Annotated in this window: 18 protein-coding genes, 1 tRNA gene and 1 pseudogene; 10 read left to right on the top strand and 10 right to left on the bottom strand. The window is 72.8% G+C overall.

Annotated elements, in window-relative coordinates; genetic code table 11:
* Positions 1-39 precede the first annotated feature (39 nt).
* On the bottom strand, positions 40-426 hold the full coding sequence (locus EQG70_RS14255; protein WP_017832018.1) for an ArsR/SmtB family transcription factor: 387 nt from the start codon (positions 424-426) through the stop codon (positions 40-42).
* Positions 427-510: 84 nt separating this feature from the next.
* Here EQG70_RS14255 and arsB point away from each other — a divergent pair, with 84 nt between their 5' ends.
* The 3 genes and pseudogenes from arsB to EQG70_RS18355 all read left to right on the top strand — a co-directional run bounded on the left by arsB (position 511) and on the right by EQG70_RS18355 (position 2464).
* Positions 511-1602, top strand: a complete 1092-nt coding sequence (arsB, locus tag EQG70_RS14250) for an ACR3 family arsenite efflux transporter (protein WP_017832017.1) — start codon at positions 511-513, stop codon at positions 1600-1602.
* Positions 1580-1969 (top strand): annotated as a pseudogene (locus EQG70_RS18600) (arsenate-mycothiol transferase ArsC); the annotation flags it as partial. The gene arsB and the pseudogene EQG70_RS18600, both read left to right, overlap by 23 nt.
* Positions 1970-2104: 135 nt before the next feature.
* Complete coding sequence (locus EQG70_RS18355) at positions 2105-2464, top strand: arsenate reductase ArsC (protein ID WP_232035356.1); 360 nt, start codon at positions 2105-2107, stop codon at positions 2462-2464.
* A 28-nt stretch (positions 2465-2492) separates the two neighbouring features.
* On the opposite strand, the gene EQG70_RS14240 is transcribed toward EQG70_RS18355, so the two are convergent.
* A complete protein-coding gene (locus EQG70_RS14240; RefSeq protein WP_017832015.1) occupies positions 2493-3641 on the bottom strand; it encodes an FUSC family protein in 1149 nt (382 codons plus the stop codon).
* A 303-nt stretch (positions 3642-3944) separates the two neighbouring features.
* Between EQG70_RS14240 and pstS (EQG70_RS14235) the strand changes: the two genes are divergently transcribed.
* The 4 genes from pstS (EQG70_RS14235) (at position 3945) to pstB (ending at position 8141) form a co-directional block, all read left to right on the top strand.
* Positions 3945-5060, top strand: coding sequence for a phosphate ABC transporter substrate-binding protein PstS (gene pstS / locus EQG70_RS14235; protein WP_035926066.1), 1116 nt, complete (start codon positions 3945-3947; stop codon positions 5058-5060).
* A 175-nt stretch (positions 5061-5235) separates the two neighbouring features.
* Positions 5236-6171, top strand: coding sequence for a phosphate ABC transporter permease subunit PstC (gene pstC, locus EQG70_RS14230; protein WP_017832013.1), 936 nt, complete (start codon positions 5236-5238; stop codon positions 6169-6171).
* Complete coding sequence (pstA, locus tag EQG70_RS14225) at positions 6171-7304, top strand: phosphate ABC transporter permease PstA (protein WP_017832012.1); 1134 nt, start codon at positions 6171-6173, stop codon at positions 7302-7304. The genes pstC and pstA overlap by 1 nt, the downstream gene beginning before the upstream one ends.
* A 57-nt stretch (positions 7305-7361) precedes the next feature.
* Positions 7362-8141: a phosphate ABC transporter ATP-binding protein PstB gene (gene pstB, locus EQG70_RS14220; protein ID WP_095650878.1), complete on the top strand. Its 780-nt coding sequence runs from the start codon at positions 7362-7364 to the stop codon at positions 8139-8141.
* Positions 8142-8280: 139 nt separating this feature from the next.
* Here pstB and EQG70_RS14215 read toward each other — a convergent pair whose 3' ends face one another.
* The 4 genes from EQG70_RS14215 to glsA form a co-directional block, all read right to left on the bottom strand.
* Positions 8281-9297 carry an inorganic phosphate transporter gene (locus EQG70_RS14215; RefSeq protein WP_035926070.1) on the bottom strand — a complete coding sequence of 339 codons (1017 nt, stop codon included), beginning with the start codon at positions 9295-9297 and terminating at the stop codon, positions 8281-8283.
* Between the two features lie 4 nt (positions 9298-9301).
* Positions 9302-9916, bottom strand: a complete 615-nt coding sequence (locus EQG70_RS14210; protein WP_095650880.1) for a DUF47 domain-containing protein — start codon at positions 9914-9916, stop codon at positions 9302-9304.
* 291 nt (positions 9917-10207) lie between these two features.
* The gene (locus tag EQG70_RS14205) at positions 10208-10852 is read right to left on the bottom strand and encodes a hypothetical protein (RefSeq protein WP_017832008.1); all 645 of its coding nucleotides are present in this window, start codon (positions 10850-10852) and stop codon (positions 10208-10210) included.
* A 43-nt stretch (positions 10853-10895) separates the two neighbouring features.
* Positions 10896-12767, bottom strand: a complete 1872-nt coding sequence (gene glsA / locus EQG70_RS14200) for a glutaminase A (protein ID WP_017832007.1) — start codon at positions 12765-12767, stop codon at positions 10896-10898.
* 134 nt (positions 12768-12901) lie between these two features.
* Here glsA and EQG70_RS14195 point away from each other — a divergent pair.
* Positions 12902-12974: transfer RNA gene (locus EQG70_RS14195), tRNA-Lys, on the top strand.
* Positions 12975-13083: 109 nt separating this feature from the next.
* On the opposite strand, the gene EQG70_RS14190 is transcribed toward EQG70_RS14195, so the two are convergent.
* Together EQG70_RS14190 and EQG70_RS14185 are read right to left on the bottom strand one after the other, a co-directional pair.
* Positions 13084-13368, bottom strand: coding sequence for a hypothetical protein (locus EQG70_RS14190; RefSeq protein WP_035926082.1), 285 nt, complete (start codon positions 13366-13368; stop codon positions 13084-13086).
* Between the two features lie 165 nt (positions 13369-13533).
* On the bottom strand, positions 13534-13788 hold the full coding sequence (locus EQG70_RS14185; protein WP_035926085.1) for a hypothetical protein: 255 nt from the start codon (positions 13786-13788) through the stop codon (positions 13534-13536).
* Between the two features lie 162 nt (positions 13789-13950).
* Between EQG70_RS14185 and EQG70_RS14180 the strand changes: the two genes are divergently transcribed.
* Positions 13951-14175 carry a hypothetical protein gene (locus EQG70_RS14180; protein ID WP_017832004.1) on the top strand — a complete coding sequence of 75 codons (225 nt, stop codon included), beginning with the start codon at positions 13951-13953 and terminating at the stop codon, positions 14173-14175.
* Here EQG70_RS14180 and EQG70_RS14175 read toward each other — a convergent pair.
* Both EQG70_RS14175 and pstS (EQG70_RS14170) read right to left on the bottom strand, forming a co-directional pair.
* Entirely contained in the window at positions 14172-15254 is a 1083-nt protein-coding gene (locus EQG70_RS14175; protein ID WP_109243846.1) for an ArsO family NAD(P)H-dependent flavin-containing monooxygenase, read from the bottom strand. The genes EQG70_RS14180 and EQG70_RS14175 overlap by 4 nt on opposite strands.
* Before the next feature lie 23 nt (positions 15255-15277).
* On the bottom strand, positions 15278-16426 hold the full coding sequence (gene pstS, locus EQG70_RS14170; protein WP_052132873.1) for a phosphate ABC transporter substrate-binding protein PstS: 1149 nt from the start codon (positions 16424-16426) through the stop codon (positions 15278-15280).
* Between the two features lie 120 nt (positions 16427-16546).
* On the opposite strand from pstS (EQG70_RS14170), the gene EQG70_RS14165 reads away from it, so the two are divergent.
* Complete coding sequence (locus EQG70_RS14165) at positions 16547-17839, top strand: DUF2254 domain-containing protein (protein WP_052132874.1); 1293 nt, start codon at positions 16547-16549, stop codon at positions 17837-17839.
* Positions 17840-17845: the final 6 nt, after the last annotated feature.

The raw sequence follows: 17845 nt of genomic DNA, 5'->3' as shown, positions 1-17845 counted from the left end.
CTAGCCGCCGCCTCGGACGGCCCAAGCGCCGCGGCCGGCTCAGCGCAGGTCGAGGAAGGCGCGCAGCTCCGCGAACGCCCCGGGCACCACGGAGTAGTGCGCCCACTTGCCGCGCTGCTCGCGGGTGAGCAGCCCGGCCTCGACCAGCTTCTTCATGTGGTGGCTGACCGTGGGCTGGCTGATGCCGAGGTCGTCCGTGAGGCTGCAGACGCACACGGTGTCGCAGCCCTGGGCGGCCACGTGGGAGAGCAGGCGCAGCCGGGTGGGGTCGGCCAGGGCCTTGAGCAGGCCCGCCACGCGCCGGGCGTCGTCGTGACCCATGGGCCCGCCCGAGAGCGAGCAGCACTCCGTGGCCGGCGCGCCGGGGGCGCACCGGTCGGCGGTCCCGGCGTCGGCCGTGCTGTCGAGGTCCGGAGCGGGAGTCATCCCCCCATCCTACATTGACGGGCGTCGATGTGACCCGTACTGTGCGGGATAGATGACCGTCGATGTGAAGAGGTTCGCCCGCCCATGAGCACCACCACCGCCCCCGCTGCCTCCCACGGGGTGATGAAGGACCTGTCCTTCCTCGACCGCTGGCTGCCCGCCTGGATCATCGCGGCCATGGTCGCCGGCCTGCTGCTCGGTCGCTTCGTCCCGGGCTTGAACACCGCCCTGGAGGCCGTGCGGATCGGCGAGGTGTCGCTGCCCATCGCGATCGGGCTGCTGGTGATGATGTACCCGGTGCTGGCCAAGGTCCGCTACGACGAGACCCACCGCGTGGCCGGCGACAAGCGCCTGATGGGGGCGTCCCTGGTGCTGAACTGGATCGTCGGGCCGGCGCTGATGTTCGCCCTGGCCTGGATCTTCCTGCCCGACCTGCCCGAGTACCGCACGGGGCTGATCATCGTGGGCCTGGCCCGCTGCATCGCGATGGTGCTGATCTGGAACGACCTCGCCTGCGGGGACCGGGAGGCCGCCGCCGTGCTGGTGGCGGTCAACTCCGTGTTCCAGGTCATCGCCTTCGGCGCCCTGGGCTGGTTCTACCTCCAGGTCCTCCCGGCCTGGCTGGGCCTGGCCACCACCTCGGCCGAGTTCTCGGTGTGGTCGATCGTGCTGAGCGTCCTGGTGTTCCTCGGGATCCCGCTGGTCGCCGGGTTCCTCACCCGCACCCTGGGCGAGAAGGCCAGGGGCCGGGAGTGGTACGAGACCACGTTCCTGCCCAAGCTCGGTCCCTGGGCCCTGTACGGGCTGCTGTTCACCATCGTCCTGCTCTTCGCCCTGCAGGGTGACGCCATCACCTCCAACCCCTGGGACGTGGCCCGGATCGCCCTGCCCCTGGTCGTCTACTTCTTCCTCATGTTCGGGGTGGCCCTGCTGGCCTCCCGGGCGCTGGGACTGAACTACGCGAAGTCCACCACCGTGGCGTTCACCGCCGCCGGCAACAACTTCGAGCTCGCCATCGCCGTGGCCATCGGCACCTTCGGAGTCACCTCCGGACAGGCCCTGGCGGGCGTGGTCGGCCCCCTCATCGAGGTGCCCGTGCTCGTCGCGCTGGTCTACGTGTCCCTGTGGGTGGGCCGGAAGCTCTTCCCCGGCGATGCCACCGTCCCCACCCGCTGACCCCCAGATCCAGGAGCAACCGTTGAGCGAGACCACCCAGCCCTCCGTCCTGTTCGTGTGCGCCAAGAACGGCGGCAAGTCCCAGATGGCCGCCGCCCTCATGGAACACCACGCCCGTGGGGCGGTAGAGGTCCACTCCGCCGGCACGAAGCCCGGCAGCAAGATCAACGCCCTGTCCGCCGAGGTGGTCGCCGAGGTCGGTGCGGACATGTCCTCCGGAACGCCGAAGCCCATCGACCCCGAGCTGCTGCGCCGGGTCGACCGGGTGGTCGTACTGGGCGATGAGGCGAGGGTCGAGCCGGTCGAGGGGATGACCGGAACGATCGAGACCTGGCACACCGACGAGCCCTCCGTCCGCGGCATCGAGGGCGCGGAGCGGATGCGCCTGGTCCGCGACGACATCGACACCCGGGTCCGGCGGCTGCTGGACGAGCTGACCGCGGAGCGCACGGACCGGCCCAGCGTCCTGTTCGTGTGCGTGCACAACGCCGGGCGCTCGCAGATGGCCGCCGCCTACCTCAGCCACCTCTCCCGGGGGCGCATCGAGGTGCGCTCGGCCGGCTCCGCGCCGGCGGACTCCGTGAACCCGGCCGCCGTGGCGGCGATGGCCGAGGAGGGCATCGACATGAGCGCCGAGACCCCCAAGGTCCTCACCGACGAGGCCGTGCAGGACTCCGACGTGGTCATCACCATGGGCTGCGGGGACGCGTGCCCGTTCTACCCGGGCAAGCGGTACGAGGACTGGGCGCTGGCGGACCCGGCGGGGAAGGGCGTGGAGTCCGTGCGCCCCATCCGGGACGAGATCAGGGCCCGGATCCAGCAGCTGATCGCGGAGCTCCTGCCCGGCGAGACCGCCGGCTGAGGGGCCTCGGGGTCGAGACCGTCCCGGCTCAGGCGCGGTCCCAGCCCTCGAGCCGGGGGAGCTGGTCCCGCGCCTCGTCGTGCGTCATCCCGGCCGCCTCCAGCAGGTCCACGACCATCGGGCGCATGTCCAGCACCAGGGTCTCGCCCTCCATGGTGCGCACCCCCATCTGCCCGGGGTGCAGGCGCCCGGCCACGTTCGCCAGCTCGTTGCGGGCCTGGCGAAGGTAGCTCTCCCGGGAGCCGGGGGAGGCCACCGCGAGCGCGTTGCCCAGGGTGACGACGGCGTCCGCGAGGTCCTCGAGGGCGGCGCTCATGGCGGCCACGGCCTCGTCGGAGAGCGTCACGTGGTTGAGCACGGAGGCGAGGCGGCGGGTGAGCACCCGGGCGTTGCGCACGGCGAGGTCCAGGTAGCGGATGGAGTGGGCGATCCCCTCGACCTCCGCGCGGCGGCCGCGGTAGAGCGGCGAGGCCGTGGCGATCTCGAGGGCCGACTTCAGTCCGGACGTCACCGAGTCCACCAGCGGCTGGGTCTGCCGGGCACGCACGAGGGCGTGCCAGGCGGCGGTGGCGTCGTAGTCCTCCATGGCCCGGCTCGCCTCCCGGAGCACCCCGGAGAACTCGTCGACGAGCGCCCGCAGGCCCTGGCGCGGCTGGCTCCGCGGGTCCGTGGGCACGAAGTAGGCCATGGCCAGGGCGCACAGCCCGCCCACGACCGCGTCCGTGGACCGCGCGAAGACCCCGTCCTGGGACGGCGGCAGCAGGACCACGAGCACCGACTGCAGCCCCATCTGGGTGGTGAACAGCGTGCCGTTGTCCAGGAAGCGGGCGAGCAGGATCGAGGTCATCAGGACCACGCCGGCCTGCCAGACGCCCGTGCCCAGGACGTGGATCAGCGTGTCCCCCACGGCGATGCCGAGGGTGCAGCCGATCGAGACCTCGAGGACCCGCCGGTAGCGCAGCCCGTCCTTCGCGAAGCCCAGGGCCACGAGGGCCGCGGTGGCCGCGAAGATGGGCCCGGAGTGGCCCAGCAGCTGCTCCGCGATCACGTAGGCGCCGACGCTGGCGACCGTGATCTGGAAGCTCTGGAGCAGCCCCGTCCGGACCCGCGTCACACCGATCCGGGTGCGGCTGCGCACCGCGCGGGCCGCGGCTCGCGCACGGTTGCCTGGCTGCATGGGGCCATCCTAGGCGAGCAGCACGGGACCGCCGGTGCGGGGGGCCGGAGCCCCCGCACCGGGCCGGGATCGGGTGGGCGCGGTGTGAGATGTGCAACGACGGCACGGCTGCGGGGGGCGGTGTTCACCCTCCGTTCACCTTCACGGGCCAATCTGGCCACCTGCGCTCCCTAGCGTCTCTCGGTGAGAGGTCCGCGGCCCGCCCGCAGATCCACCTCTCGCACCGGCCCGGAACTCTGCCGGCGCCACATCGAACGACGGCCCCTCGACGGGGCACCACTGTGATCTGAAGGGGCTACTCAAGTGAAGGTTTCCCACCTCGGCCGTTCCGCAGCCGTTCTCGCCATCGGCTCGCTCGCGCTCACCGCGTGCGGTTCGGACAACGCCACGGGCGAAGGCTCCGGCTCCACCGAGACCTCGGCCGCCGGCGCCGGCGTCTCCGGCACGCTGACGGGTATCGGCGCGTCCTCGCAGCAGGCCGCCATGACCGCGTGGCAGAACGGCTTCCAGGAGGCCAACCCCGAGGCCACGGTGCAGTACTCCCCGGACGGCTCGGGTGCCGGCCGCGAGGCCTTCACCGCCGGCGGGGCGGACTTCGCGGGCTCCGACGCCTACCTCGACGACGAGGAGTACGAGGCGTCGAAGGAGGTCTGCGGCCCCGACGGCGGCTTCCACGTCCCGGCCTACATCTCCCCGATCGCGGTGGCCTTCAACCTGCCCGGCGTCGACACCGTGAACATGGACGGCGAGACCATCGCCCAGGTCTTCACCGGCGAGATCACCGAGTGGAACGACCCCGCGATCGCCGAGCAGAACCCCGACGCGGAGCTGCCGGAGACCCCGATCACCGTGGTGCACCGCAACGACGAGTCCGGCACCACCGAGAACTTCCAGGAGTACCTGGCCGCGGCCGCCCCCGGGGTGTGGACCGAGGAGGTCTCCGGCAACTGGCCGTCCCAGTGGGCCGCGGAGAACAACAAGGGCACCGCCGGAGTGGTCCAGTCCACCACCGCCACCGAGGGCGCCATCACCTACGCGGACGCCTCCGCCGTGGGCGACCTCGGCACCGTGGCCGTGGGCGTCGGCGAGGAGTATGTGAACTACTCCCCGGAGGCCGCCTCCGCCGCCGTCGAGAACTCCTCCCCGGTCGAGGGCCGCGCCGAGTACGACATGGCGATGGACCTGGAGCGCGACACCACCGAGTCCGGGACCTACCCGATCGTGCTCGTGTCCTACGAGATCTTCTGCCCGCAGTACGATTCCCAGGAGACCGCTGACCTCGCGAAGGCGTTCGGCGAGTACGTCATCAGCGAGGAGGGGCAGCAGGCGGCGTCCGAGGCCGCCGGTTCCGCTCCCATGTCCGAGAGCCTGCGCACCGCCGCGCAGGAGGCGATCGACCAGATCACGGTCGCCGGCTGATCCAGTTCTGCTGGTCCCGTTCGGTGCGGGCCCGGGCCCTTCCGCCCGTGCCCGCACCGAACGGGACATTCGTGTGTGAGGCGCCTTCCCCGTGAGGCGCGTCACCGGACCCACGCGCCGGGGCACCACCCCGTCCCGGCGCCATCCGTGTCAGGCAATCGAAGGGGCACCCGACATGTCCACCACCGTCACCACCAGGAAGACCGCCGCCGGCGGCAAGGCGGGCGACTCGATCTTCTCCGGGCTCAGCCTCGGGGCCGGCGTGCTGATCCTCGCCGTCCTGGCGGCCGTGGCGCTGTTCCTGTTCCTGCAGGCGCTGCCCACCTTCCAGGCCCCGGCCGAGGAGATCTCCGGCGGGGCCGGCTTCTGGTCCTACATCTGGCCGATGGTCATCGGCACGGTGATCGCGGCCGTGATCGCCCTGGTGATCGCCACCCCGATCGGCGTGCTGGTGGCCCTGTACATCTCGCACTACGCGCCGGCACGGATCGCCAAGCCCGTGGGGTACGTCATCGACCTGCTGGCGGCGATCCCGTCGGTGATCTACGGAGCCTGGGGCACCACGGTCCTGGCCTCCTCGGTGGTGCCCTTCTACGACTGGCTCTCGACCAACCTCGGGTTCGTCCCGATCTTCGGCGGCCCCGCGTCCCAGACCGGCAAGACCATGCTCACGGCCGGGATCGTGCTGGCCATCATGATCCTGCCGATCATCACGGCGATGTCCCGGGAGCTGTTCGTGCAGACCCCGAAGCTCCACGAGGAGGCGGCGCTGGCCCTCGGCGCCACCCGGTGGGAGATGATCCGGATGACGGTGCTGCCCTTCGCCCGCCCCGGCATCATCTCCGCGGTGATGCTCGCCCTGGGGCGCGCGCTGGGTGAGACCATGGCGGTGGCCCTGGTGCTCTCGAGCGGACCGCTCACCGCGTCCCTCGTTCAGTCCGGCAACCAGACCATCGCGGCGGAGATCGCCCTCAACTTCCCGGAGGCCTACGGCCTGCGGCTGTCCGAGCTCATCGCCGCCGGACTGATCCTCTTCGTGATCACCCTGGTCGTGAACATGATCGCCCGCGCCATCGTCGCCCGCTACAAGGAATTCTCGGGAGCCAACTGATGTCCTCCACCGCCTTCCGCAGTCCCACGCCCGTGCGCCCGTCCTCGCCCCGCCGGTCGATGCTCACCCGCAACCAGAAGCCGAAGTGGCTGGTGCCCGTGATCGGTGCCGGCGCCGTGGTGGTGGGCGCCGCCCTCGCGGCGCTCCTGGGCTTCTCCACGGCCCTCTGGGCCGTTCTCGCCGCCGCGGTCTTCCTGGTCGCCGCGCCGATCGTCGTCTCGATGATCGAGGGCGGGCGCAAGGGCGCGGACTCCCTGATGACCTACCTCGTCTACACGGCCTTCGTCCTCGCGGTGATCCCGCTGATCTCCGTGATCTGGACGGTGCTCGCCAACGGGCTCCCCGGGCTGACCTCCAACCTGCTGCTGACGTCCATGAACGGTGTCACCGGCGCCACGGACAACGCCGCGGCCGCCGGGGACGGCCCGGTGCTGGGCGGTGCGTACCACGCGATCGTGGGCACCGTGTCCATCACCTTCTGGGCCACCCTGCTGTCGGTCCCGATCGGCCTGCTGACGGCCATCTACCTCGTGGAGTACTCGCGGGGCGGCTGGCTGGGGCGGGGCATCACGTTCTTCGTGGACGTCATGACGGGCATCCCCTCCATCGTGGCCGGCCTGTTCGCCGCGGCCCTCTTCGGCCTCCTGTTCGGCCCGTCCACCCGCTTCGGCTTCGTCGCGGCGGTCGCGCTGACCGTGCTGATGATCCCCACGGTCGTGAAGAACACCGAGGAGATGCTGAAGATCGTCCCCAACGAGCTCCGCGAGGCCGCCTACGCCCTGGGCGTGCGCAAGTGGCGGACGATCCTCAAGGTGGTCATCCCCACGGCGATCTCCGGGATCGCCTCCGGCGTGACCCTGGCGATCGCCCGGGTCATCGGGGAGACCGCTCCGCTGCTCGTCACCGCCGGCTTCGCGACCGCCATCAACTGGAACTCGTTCTCCGGGTGGATGACCACGCTGCCCACGTTCATCTACTACCAGATCATGACGCCCACGTCCCCGACGAGCCCGGACCCCTCGCAGCAGCGGGCGTGGGCCGCGGCGCTGCTGCTGATCCTGATCGTGATGCTGCTCAACCTCGTCGCCCGACTGGTCGCGAGGGCGTTCGCCCCCAAGGTCGCCGGCCGCTGACGCGCCCCGCACCCCGATCCCGCACGCACCCCTGCGAGAAAGAAGCAAGGAACACACATGTCCAAGCGAATCGACGTCGACCACCTCAATGTCTACTACGGCGACTTCCTGGCCGTCGAGGACGTCGGCATGGGGATCGACGCCCGGTCGGTGACCGCGTTCATCGGCCCGTCCGGCTGCGGCAAGTCGACCTTCCTGCGCACCCTCAACCGCATGCACGAGGTCATTCCCGGCGCCCGCGCCGAGGGCCAGGTGCTCCTCGACGGGGAGGACCTCTACGGCCCCGGCGTGGACCCCGTGGTGGTGCGCTCCATGATCGGGATGGTCTTCCAGCGCCCCAACCCGTTCCCCACCATGTCCATCCGCGACAACGTGCTCGCGGGCGTGAAGCTCAACAGCAAGCGGATCTCGCGCGGTGACGCCGACGCGCTCGTGGAGAGCTCCCTGCAGGGCGCCAACCTGTGGAACGAGGTCAAGGACCGCCTCGACAAGCCCGGCTCGAGCCTCTCCGGCGGCCAGCAGCAGCGCCTGTGCATCGCCCGGGCGATCGCGGTCAAGCCGGACGTGATCCTCATGGACGAGCCGGCCTCCGCCCTGGACCCGATCTCCACGCTCGCGATCGAGGACCTGATCAACGAGCTCAAGCAGGACTACACCGTGGTGATCGTGACCCACAACATGCAGCAGGCCGCGCGGATCTCGGACCGGACCGCGTTCTTCAACATCCAGGGCACCGGCAAGCCGGGCAAGCTCATCGAGTACGGCCCCACCTCCGAGATCTTCAGCAACCCCCGGGAGAAGCAGACGGAGGACTACGTCTCCGGCCGCTTCGGCTGAGCCGCCCCGGCACCGACGACGACGGGCGCCGGTCACCTCCGCGGAGGCGACCGGCGCCCGTCGTCGTCGGTGCGTCCGCCCCGGCAGGCAATGCTCCGGGGCCGGCGGCCCGGGGCCCGCGGCGGCGCCGCCGCGGCGTCTAGAGCAGCGGTGAGAGGGCGAGCAGGAGCGTCCCGGAGAGCACGCCGCAGGCCGGGACGGTGAGGACCCACACCAGCAGGACCCGCCGCACCACCCGGACGTTGACCGTGTGGAAGCGCTGCTGCCGTCCCGCGCCCAGGATCGCGGCGGCCGTGGTCTGGGACGTGGACATCGGCACGGGGATCAGCGTCCCGCCCAGGAACAGCAGGGACCCGGCCACGCCCTGGGCCACCGCGCCGCGGAACGGGTCGATCGTGATCATCCGGGAGGACAGGGTGTAGGCGATCCGCCAGGCCCCGAACAGGGTGCCCACGGCCAGTCCGGTCGCCACGAGCAGGAACAGCCAGGGGCCGGCCCCGCCCGCCAGCGGGTCCTGGAGGCCGGCGCACAGCAGCAGCGTGGCGAGGACCCAGACGGCTCGGCGGCCGTGGTGGATGCCGTGCCCGAAGGAGACGGCCGCCGCCCCGATGGCCAGGACGAGCCGGGAGCGGAACGTGGTGGCGTCCGGCTCCGAGTGCCGCAGCAGGTGCAGCAGGGGGACCACGAGCACCCAGGCCGCGGCGTAGGCGACCAGCGGCGCCAGCACCAGGGGCACGACGACCTGGTAGAAGGCCGTGGCCGTGAGCGGGTCCACCGCCGGGAGCCCCACGGCGCGGGCGCCCAGCAGGGCGCCGAGCAGCCCGCCGGCCAGTGCCGTGGTCGAGGAGCTGGGCATGCCCCACCGCCACGTGAGCAGGTTCCAGCCGATCGTGGTCACCAGGGCGCAGACGATCGTCGCGGAGCCCACCACGCTGTGCGGCACGGGGACGCCCGTGATGACCCAGTCCGCGAGCAGGTACGCGGCGGCCCACACGCCGGCGACGTTGACGAGGGCGGTGAACACCAGGCCCACCCGGGGCGTGAGCGCGCGGAAGCGCACCGGCAGGGCGAGGGCGTTGGGGGCGTCGTGGAAACCGTTGACGACGGTGTGGGTCACGGCCAGGGCGATCCCGAGGACGGTCAGGGCCGTCAGCACGGGCTCAGGACTCCGCCACGACGATGCGGCCCACCTCGGTCGAGACCCGCACCAGGGCCCGGGCGGCCCCGGCGAAGCGCCGGACGGCGCGCTCGCGCCGCATCGCGGGGATCGCCTTGTGGTTCTCGAGCAGGTGGCCCATGTGCAGCTGGTAGATGCGCTCGGACTGCTTGCCCAGCCGGAGCATCTCGTACCAGTAGTCGTCCAGGCCCTGGAGGCTGCCGAGGTCGCGCATCGCCCGGGTGGTCAGCTCGGACATCCGCTCGATCACCCCGAGCTGGTCCGTGGCGTAGGAGGGCGGCCGGCTGAGGGCGTAGGCGACGTGCGCCTCCGCGACCGCCAGCAGCTCCTCCGCGGCCTTGTTGAGCCAGTGGCCCAGGATGTAGACGTCCTGCCGGGGGATGGGGATCACGAACGTGGAGCGCACCGTGGTCATCACGGAGAAGTACAGGTCGGTGGAGCGGGCCTCGCACTCGCGGATCGCGTCGAGGGTCGCGGTGTCCGTCTCGGGGGAGCCCATCAGCTCGGACAGGAGCCGCACGGTCTCCGTCACCTGTCCCGACATGTCGGCCAGCAGGTCCAGGACCAGCTCGTCCTCCGGGAAGATGCGAAGCGCCATGTGTTGACCGTCCTGGGCGTCGTGACCTGCGCCGCGGAGCACGGCGGATCCCACTGTACATGGGGCCGCCGGGCGGCCCGGGGGCGGCCCGTGGTCCCGGAAGGAGGAGGGGGCGGTGCCGGACCGGGAGCGCCTCTCGGCGGAAGGCCGCTCGTGGCGGCTATGTGATGGAGCCCGGGGCTGCCGCGGCCCGGCACCTGGGTTCCATGGTAGTCGACGTGCTCGTGGGGCCAAGTCCTGCGGCTGTGGGCTCCCGCACGGCGGGACCTCCGCACGCCCGGACGGCGGGGCTCAGTCGAGGTGGCCGCGGCGCCACTGGTGCGCCGCGGCCTCGAGCTCCTCCGCGGTCCGCTCGAGCCGCTGGGTGAGGGCCACGGTGCTCGGCGCCCGGGCCGCGTCCGGGTCCACGACCGGCATCTGCCCGGTGTCCGCCAGCCGGATCCGGCCGAGGGCGATCACGCGGCAGAAGGCCGCGAACCGGTCCAGGGCGACGTCGAACTCCCCGTTGAACGCGCCGGAGAGGATCGCGTCCGCCATCGAGGTGATCTCGTCCGCCCCGGGGGGCTCCGCGACGCCGGCCACCACGTGCGAGACCTGCGCGGTGCCCCGTCCCGCCGTGAAGTAGCGGCCCATCCGCACCGGGTCCTTGCGCACCCCCGCCCGCAGGGCGTAGAGCCGCCAGAGGGCCCCGGGCAGGGACACCGCCGGGGCCTCGGCCCACATCTCGGCGATCCCCTCCAGGCCCTGCTCGTCGGTCAGCTCGATGAGCCGCCGGCTGATCTCGGGATCGTCGCTGGCGCGCCCGCGGGAGACCAGGGCGTGGGCGGCGAGGTGGGCCGCCTCGGACACGCGGGCCGGGTCGGGGCCGCCCTCGTGCGCTTCGAACTGCTCCGGGGAGAACTTCACCGGCTTGTGGTGGCGGGGCGCGTCGCTCATGCGTCCAGCGTACGGCCGTGGCCCGCGGCGGGCCACGGAGCGCTCACCAGTCGCTGGTCGAGGCGTGCACCGCCGCGTCCCGCCACTGCTGGTCGGTCTGCTCGAAGCCGTCCCGGGCCAGCGCCTTCCACAGCCGCAGCCCCAGGGCGGGCTCCTCCTGCTCGAGCTCCGCGAGCGCCTGCGGGAGCAGCACCCGCGCGGTGACGTCGGTGACGGCGCTCAGGGTCGCGTGCTGCTTGTTCCCGGTGCCGAGGGCCAGCTCCCCGAAGCTCATCCCCGGGCCGAGGACCTGCAGCTCGATCCGCTCGCCGGTGGGCGTGCGCAGGGACATCGACACGCTGCCGCTGACGATGAGGTGGATGCCGGCGAAGTTCTGCCCCGTGCGCAGGATGTTCTCCCCGGCCGCCCACGTCCGCTCGACGGTCCGGGCGCGGAGGTCCCGGGCGTCCTCGGGGTCCAGCCGGGAGAACAGCTCGGACTCCACGGGCTTCACCCGGGACGGGGTGCACTCCGGGCCGCCGTGCTCCTCGAGCAGCCGGTCCTCGACCCACTTGATGGCCGCGGCCCGGCTGGGGAACACCTCGAGCGGCGGTTCGCCCCCGAAGGAGCCGGCGAAGCCCGGGTCCGTGGCCACCGCCACCACGGTGCGGCCCGCCGCCTGCAGCTCGGCCCGGGTCTTGGCCAGGAGCGGCATCGCGTACTCCGCGATCACGTCCACCCGGCGCATGTCCACCACCACGTACGAGGCCTCGTAGGCGACGTCGCGGACGGTGCGGATCGCGGTCTCCGTGCCCGTGAACAGCAGGTCGCCCTGGAGCTCCACGACGACGGCGTCCTTGCCGTGGTCGGCCAGCACCGCCTCGGCCTCGGCGTTGCGGCGGACCAGGGAGGGGGACTGGTCGATCGGGTAGCTGGCGCGCACCGTGGAGCGGGCCACGCGGGCGGTGTGGGTGAAGTGCAGGTCGAGGTCCTGGGAGAGCCGCTCGCAGGCGAGCACCCCGCGCACGCTGTTGCCGTGCCGGTCCAGCGCAGGGGAGAAGGTCGCCACGGCCAGCTCCCCGGGCAGGACGGCGATGATGCCGCCGCCCACCCCTGACTTCGCGGGCAGGCCCACCCGGACCATCCACTCGCCGGCGTCGTCGTACATGCCGCAGGAGCTCATCACGGACAGCACCCGGGAGACCGTGTCGACGTCGAAGACCTCGTCCCCGGTCAGCGGGTTGGTGCCGCCGTTGGCGAGGGTCGCGCCCATCAGGGCGAGGTCGCGGCACGTGATCAGCACCGAGCACTGGGCGAAGTAGTCCTCGAGGGCCTGGGTCGGGTCCCCCTCGATGATCCCGGCGGAGGCCAGGAGGTAGCCGAGGGCGCGGTTGCGGTCCCCGGCGGCGTGCTCCTGGGCGAGGACCTCGGGACTGATCGCCAGGTCCCGGCCCGCGCACCGCGAGTAGGCCTCGCGGATCCGGTCCCGGCGCAGGTCGCGGTCGCTGTCGGGGACGAGCCACGTGGAGGCGATCGCACCGGCGTTGATCATCGGGTTGGCGGGGCGTCCCGTGCCGGGCTGGAGGGAGATCTCGTTGTAGGCGTCCCCGCTCGGCTCCACGTCCATCTTCGCGTGCACCGCCTCCGCCCCGAGGTCGGACACGGCGAGCGCGTAGGTGAACGCCTTGGAGATCGACTGGATGCTGAACTCGTCCCGGGTGCTGCCGGCCTCGTACACGTGGCCGTCCGCGGTGGCGATGACGACGCCGAAGCGCTCGGTGTCGGCCTGGGCCAGGGCGGGGATGGAGGAGCTGGGCTCGCCGCCGCGGACGTCCCGCAGCTGCTCCACCACCTGCTCGAGGTACTCGGTGACGGCCGACGGACCGAAGAGCTCCGTCTCCGTGCGTGCTTCTTCCTCGGTGCTCGGGTGCGGCACGGTCGGTCCTCCGGTCGAATCGGCATGGGTGGCACGGGACTGCCCACCACTCTAGGCGTCCGGCTCCCGGGGGGACCGTGCGGTAGAGTGGTGCCCGCTCCGGACCGGCCGCCCCGCGCTCGCCGGTGGAGCACGGGCCTCTAGCTCAGCTGGTAGAGCAGTGGACTTTTAATCCATGGGTCGTGGGTTCGAGCCCCACGGGGCCCACCCGCGACAGAACCCCATCGCTCCCGGTGCGCCCGGGGCCGGTGGGGTTCTCTGCTCCCCCGCGGCGGGCGACCCGGTGCGCGGGGGGCGCCCGGCGGCGCCGGTGGTGCTACCGGTCGAGCAGTGCGAGGGCCTCGCCGATGCGGTCGTGCAGGGCCCTGGCCTGCTCCACGGTCCACGCCTCGTGGCCGATGTGCAGGACGAGCCCGTCACGGTGGGCGTAGGAGCCGTCCGCGGTGGTGATGACCTCCCAGGTCTCCAGGAGCGCGACCGCCGACGGGCCGGCGAGGGACCGGGCGGGCAGCTCCCGCGAGTTGGTGACCGTCTCGGGGTCGGTCAGCTCCTGATGGGTGGCCCAGCGGGGGCGGGGAACGAGAGCGGTGTTCTCGTACATGGGGGAACCTTCCAGGGAGAGGGGGTATGCCCATGTTTATGCATGTGAGAGCCCGGGGGGACCCGTGGCCCGCGCGTGTCGCCGAGGGATCGAGGTGTGGACATCCGTCGGCATCCCCTGCACTTTTGTCCGGCCGGACGCCGGCGTCCTCCCGCCCGGGCCGTGCTACGGCCCGTCGAGCTGCTCGGAGGGGGTGGGGACCGACTCGGGGCCGGGCGGGTCCGGGGCCGGAGCCGCGGACCCGGTGCCCGGATCCGTGGGCAGGCCGTCGGGCGTCGGGGTCGGCGTGGCGGTGACCGGGGGAGGAGGACTGAAGGAGGTGGGGGAGGCGCCGGGGGTGCTCGCCACCTCCTCCGGCCGGTCGTCGCACCCGGTCAGCGTCAGCGCGAGCAGGGCCACGGCGGGAAGGGTGCGGCGCATCGGGGGAGCCTCTCTGTCGGGGACCTCTCCACGGTAGCCCGACGGCCCGCCGTGTCGGGGGAAGGGCGGCGGATGACGTTCCCGGACCGGAGCCCCGCAGGACGCACCCGTCCGGGATGTGCGAGGATCCGGGGACCAGGACGCCGACCGGCAGGAGCCGCCATGTCCGAGCGAAGCAGCGAGCGCACCGCGCTGATCCTGCTCTCCGCGACCGCGGTGCTGCTGCTCGCGGGCCAGCTGCTCACCTGGTCCTCGGAGGACGGGGTGTTCAGCGCCTTCGTGTTCGTGCTGCTGCTGCTCTGGGCCGGGGTGATCGCCGTCCGGGTGGTCCGCTTCGTCCGGCGCGACCGGCGACCGGAGGACCTCGGACCCGACGACCCGGTCTAGGGGGCGGCCGCGCGCTGGTCCCAGCCGCCGGCGAGCCGCTTCCGCACCGCCGCGACCGTGTCCCGCGCCGAGCGGCCGACACCGACGAGGGTTGCCGATCCCGGGCCCGTCCAGTCCCCGTACCCCACGAGGTACAGGCCGGGCACCCGGGTGGAGGCCGTTCCCTCGGTGCGGATCCGCCCGTCGTCCTCCCGCAGGTGCAGGGGCCGCAGGTGCCGGAGGGCCGGGCGGAACCCGGTGCACCACACGACGGCGTCCACGGGCTGCTCCCGGCCGTCCGTCATGACCACGCCGTGCGCGGTGAAGCGCGTGAACATCGGCCGGGGGTCGAGCACCCCGGCGTCGCGGGCGCGGCGCACGGAGGGAACGGCCACCACGTCGCCGAGGCTCGCCACCCCGCCGGGATCCGGCCGGCCCGCGGCGAGGGCCTGGGCGCGCAGCGTGGCCACGCGGAACAGCTCGCGCCCGTCGACCTCGTCGGGGAGGTAGCGGGGCGGGGCGTTGGTGCACCACGTCAGCTCGCACACCTCGGCGAGCTCGGCGGCGATCTGCGCCCCCGAGTTCGCCCCGCCGACCACGAGCACGCGGCGGCCGCGGTACCGCGCCGGCCCCTCGTAGTGGGCGCTGTGCACCTGCTCGCCGCGGTACTCCCGCTGCCCGGGGAGGGCAGGACGGAACGGCTGCGACCACGTGCCGGTGGCGCTCACGACGGCGCGCGCCCGCAGCTCGCCGTCGTCCGTCACCAGGCGGAACCCCGCCCCGTCACGGTGCACGGCCCGCACCCGGACCGGTCGCCGGACGGGCAGCCCGTAGCGCTCCTCGTACCGGGACAGGTAGTCGACCACGTGCGCGGCGTCCGGGGCCGCCCCGGCCGTGTCCGGCATCGGGTGCCCGGGCAGGGACGAGTACGCGGCGGGGGAGAACAGCCGCAGCGACGGCCAGACGTGCCGCCACGCCCCGCCCGGCGCCTCCTGCTCGTCGAGGAGCGCGAAGGACAGGCCGGTGCGCCGGAGGTGGTAGCCCACGGCCAGTCCGGCCTGCCCGGCGCCCACCACGGCGACGTCGAGGACCTCGCCCACGTCCGTGCTCCCGTCCCGGCCGGTCAGCGGAGGGTGATCGAGTCGAGGGCGGCCTGCGCCTCGGCGGTCAGGTTCTCCGGCAGCGGGGCGCTCTTGACGGCCTCCGAGGAGGCCTGCTGGCCCTCCTCGCTGACCACGTAGTGCCCGAACTCCTTGGCCAGCTCGAGGACCTCCGGGTCCCCGTAGCTGCTGCAGTAGATGTGGTAGGAGACGAGGACCACCGGATAGGCCCCGGGCGCGTCCGGCTCGCGGTCCAGCTCGAGGGCGATGTCGTGCCGGCCGGTGCCCTCCACCCGGGAGGCCTCGCCGACCGCGGTGCCGGCCGCCTCGCCGGACACGGCCACGTACTCGGAGCCCACCTTCACCCGGGCCTTGCCGAGGGAGTCGTCCACGAGCGAGTCGTCCGCGTAGGTGACGGCGCCCTCGGTCTCGGCCGTGAGGCTCACCACCCCGGCGTTGCCCTGGGAGCGCTCCGTGGGCAGCCCCGCCGGCCAGCCGCCGTCCTCCTCGTCCGTCCACACCTCGGGGACCACCGAGTGCAGGTAGTCGGTGAAGTTCTCGGTCGTCCCCGAGTCGTCCGCGCGGGCGATGGGCGTGATCGGCAGGTCGGGCAGCTCCACGCCGGAGTTCTGGGCGGCGATGGCCGGGTCGTCCCACCGGGTGATCTCGTGGCGGAAGATGCCCGCGATGGTCGCGGCGTCGAGGTCGAGCTCCTGGATGCCGGGGAGGTTGAAGGCCACGCTGATCGGGGAGATGTAGACGGGGATGTTCAGGGCGCCACCGGGGCCGCAGAAGTCCCGGACCTCGGCCTGCTCCTCCTCGTCCAGGTAGGCGTCCGAGCCGGCGAAGTCGGTGCCGCCCCCCACGAGCGCGCTGCGCCCCGCCCCGGAACCCGCGGAGAGGTACTGCACCTGCGCGTCCGGGTGCATCGACTCGAAGCCGCTCCGCCACGTCAGCATGGCGGCGTTCTGCGCCGAGGAGCCCACCCCGGTGAGGATCCCGGACAGGTCCGAGCCGCCCTCTTCCGCGGCGCGGCGCTGCTCCTCGCCGAGGGGGTAGTCCGAGCCGCACCCGGTCAGCGCCGCCAGGGCCAGGACCAGGGCCGGGGCCGCGCCGGCCCGCAGCGCACGGCCGGTCCTGTTCCGTCGGCGCGGTCGCGAAGCGTTGAGCATGGGGAGGTCTCCTCGAGGGCGGTCAGGTGGGGCGTCAGGGAGGTGGCGCGTCCGCGGGTGCGCGGGTCCGGGCGCCCAGCCTACCGCCACCGCCGGGAGGGGCAGGTCTAGGGTGGGCGCATGGACAAGCTCTCCGGCTCGTGGCGCCGGGTGTTCGACAGGTTCTGGTTCGTGCCCGCCGTGTGCGTTCTCGCCGCCGTCGTCCTGGCCCAGTCCGTGGTGGCCGTCGACCGGTGGCTGCCCGAGGACCTGGACTCCCCGTGGATCGCGTGGGTCTACGCCGTCGGCATCGACGGGTCCCGGTCGATGCTCTCCGCGATCGGCGGATCGATGCTGGGCGTGGCCGCCACCGCCTTCTCCATCACCATCTCGGTGATCGCCACGGCCAGCTCCACGTACGGGCCCCGGCTGGTGCGCAACTTCATGGCGGACCGCGGCAACCAGGTGGTGCTGGGCGTGCTCGTGTCCACCTTCATCTACGCGCTGCTGGTCCTGCGCACGATCCGCTCGGCCTCCGACGACCTCGCCCAGCCGTTCGTCCCGCACCTGGCGGTCAACCTCGGCGTGCTGCTGGCGGTCGCGGACGTCGCCCTGATCGTCTACTTCATCCACCACATCGCGGACTCCGTGCAGGTGGACACCCTCGTCCACGGCGCGCGCCGGCGCCTGCTGGACGTGATCGAGCGGTGGCACCCGGAGGAGACGCCGGAGGAGCTGGTCCGGACCGCGGGGCGCCGCAGCGGCGGGGGAGAGGTCCGTGCGGGCAGCGTGGGCTACGTCGTCGGCGTCGACTACGAGCGGCTCCGGGACCACGCCGCGGCCGGTGACGTCGTCCTCGAGCTCGTGCCGCGGGTGGGCGACCACGTCCTGGCGGAGGAGCCGCTGGTCCGGGTGTGGCCCGCGCACCGGGCCGGGGAGCTGGCGGACCGGCTGCGGCGCTGCGTGCGGGTGGGCGACTCGCGCTCGGCGCTCCAGGACGTCCGCTTCGCGGAGCAGCAGGTCGTGGAGCTCGCCGTGCGCGCCCTCTCCCCGAGCACCAACGACCCCTACACCGCGGTCAACGCCGTCGAGGAGGTCGCGTCCGGGATCGTCGCCGCCGTGGCCCGCCCGCTGCCGGGGAACACGGTGGTGGTCGACGGCGTGCACCGGCTGCGCTACGGGACGGTGGGGGTCGAGGAGATCGTGGACATGCCGTTCGACCAGATCGGCCCGCACGCCACCGGGCACGTCAGCGTCCTGCTGGCCCTCGTGGACCTCGCCGCCCGGATCGAGGCGGCCAGCGTCCACCCGTCCGTGCGGCGGCAGGCGCGCGAGCACGTCGACGTCCTGCTCGCCCGCTTCCGCGAGGGCGCACCCCACCCCCGGGACCTCGCCCGGGTGGAGCAGCACGTCAGGCTGCGCTCGGCCGACTGAGCGGGT

Source organism: Kocuria rosea, from assembly GCF_006094695.1.
Taxonomy (GTDB): domain Bacteria; phylum Actinomycetota; class Actinomycetes; order Actinomycetales; family Micrococcaceae; genus Kocuria; species Kocuria rosea.
This window is presented reverse-complemented; position numbering and strand designations above follow the sequence as displayed.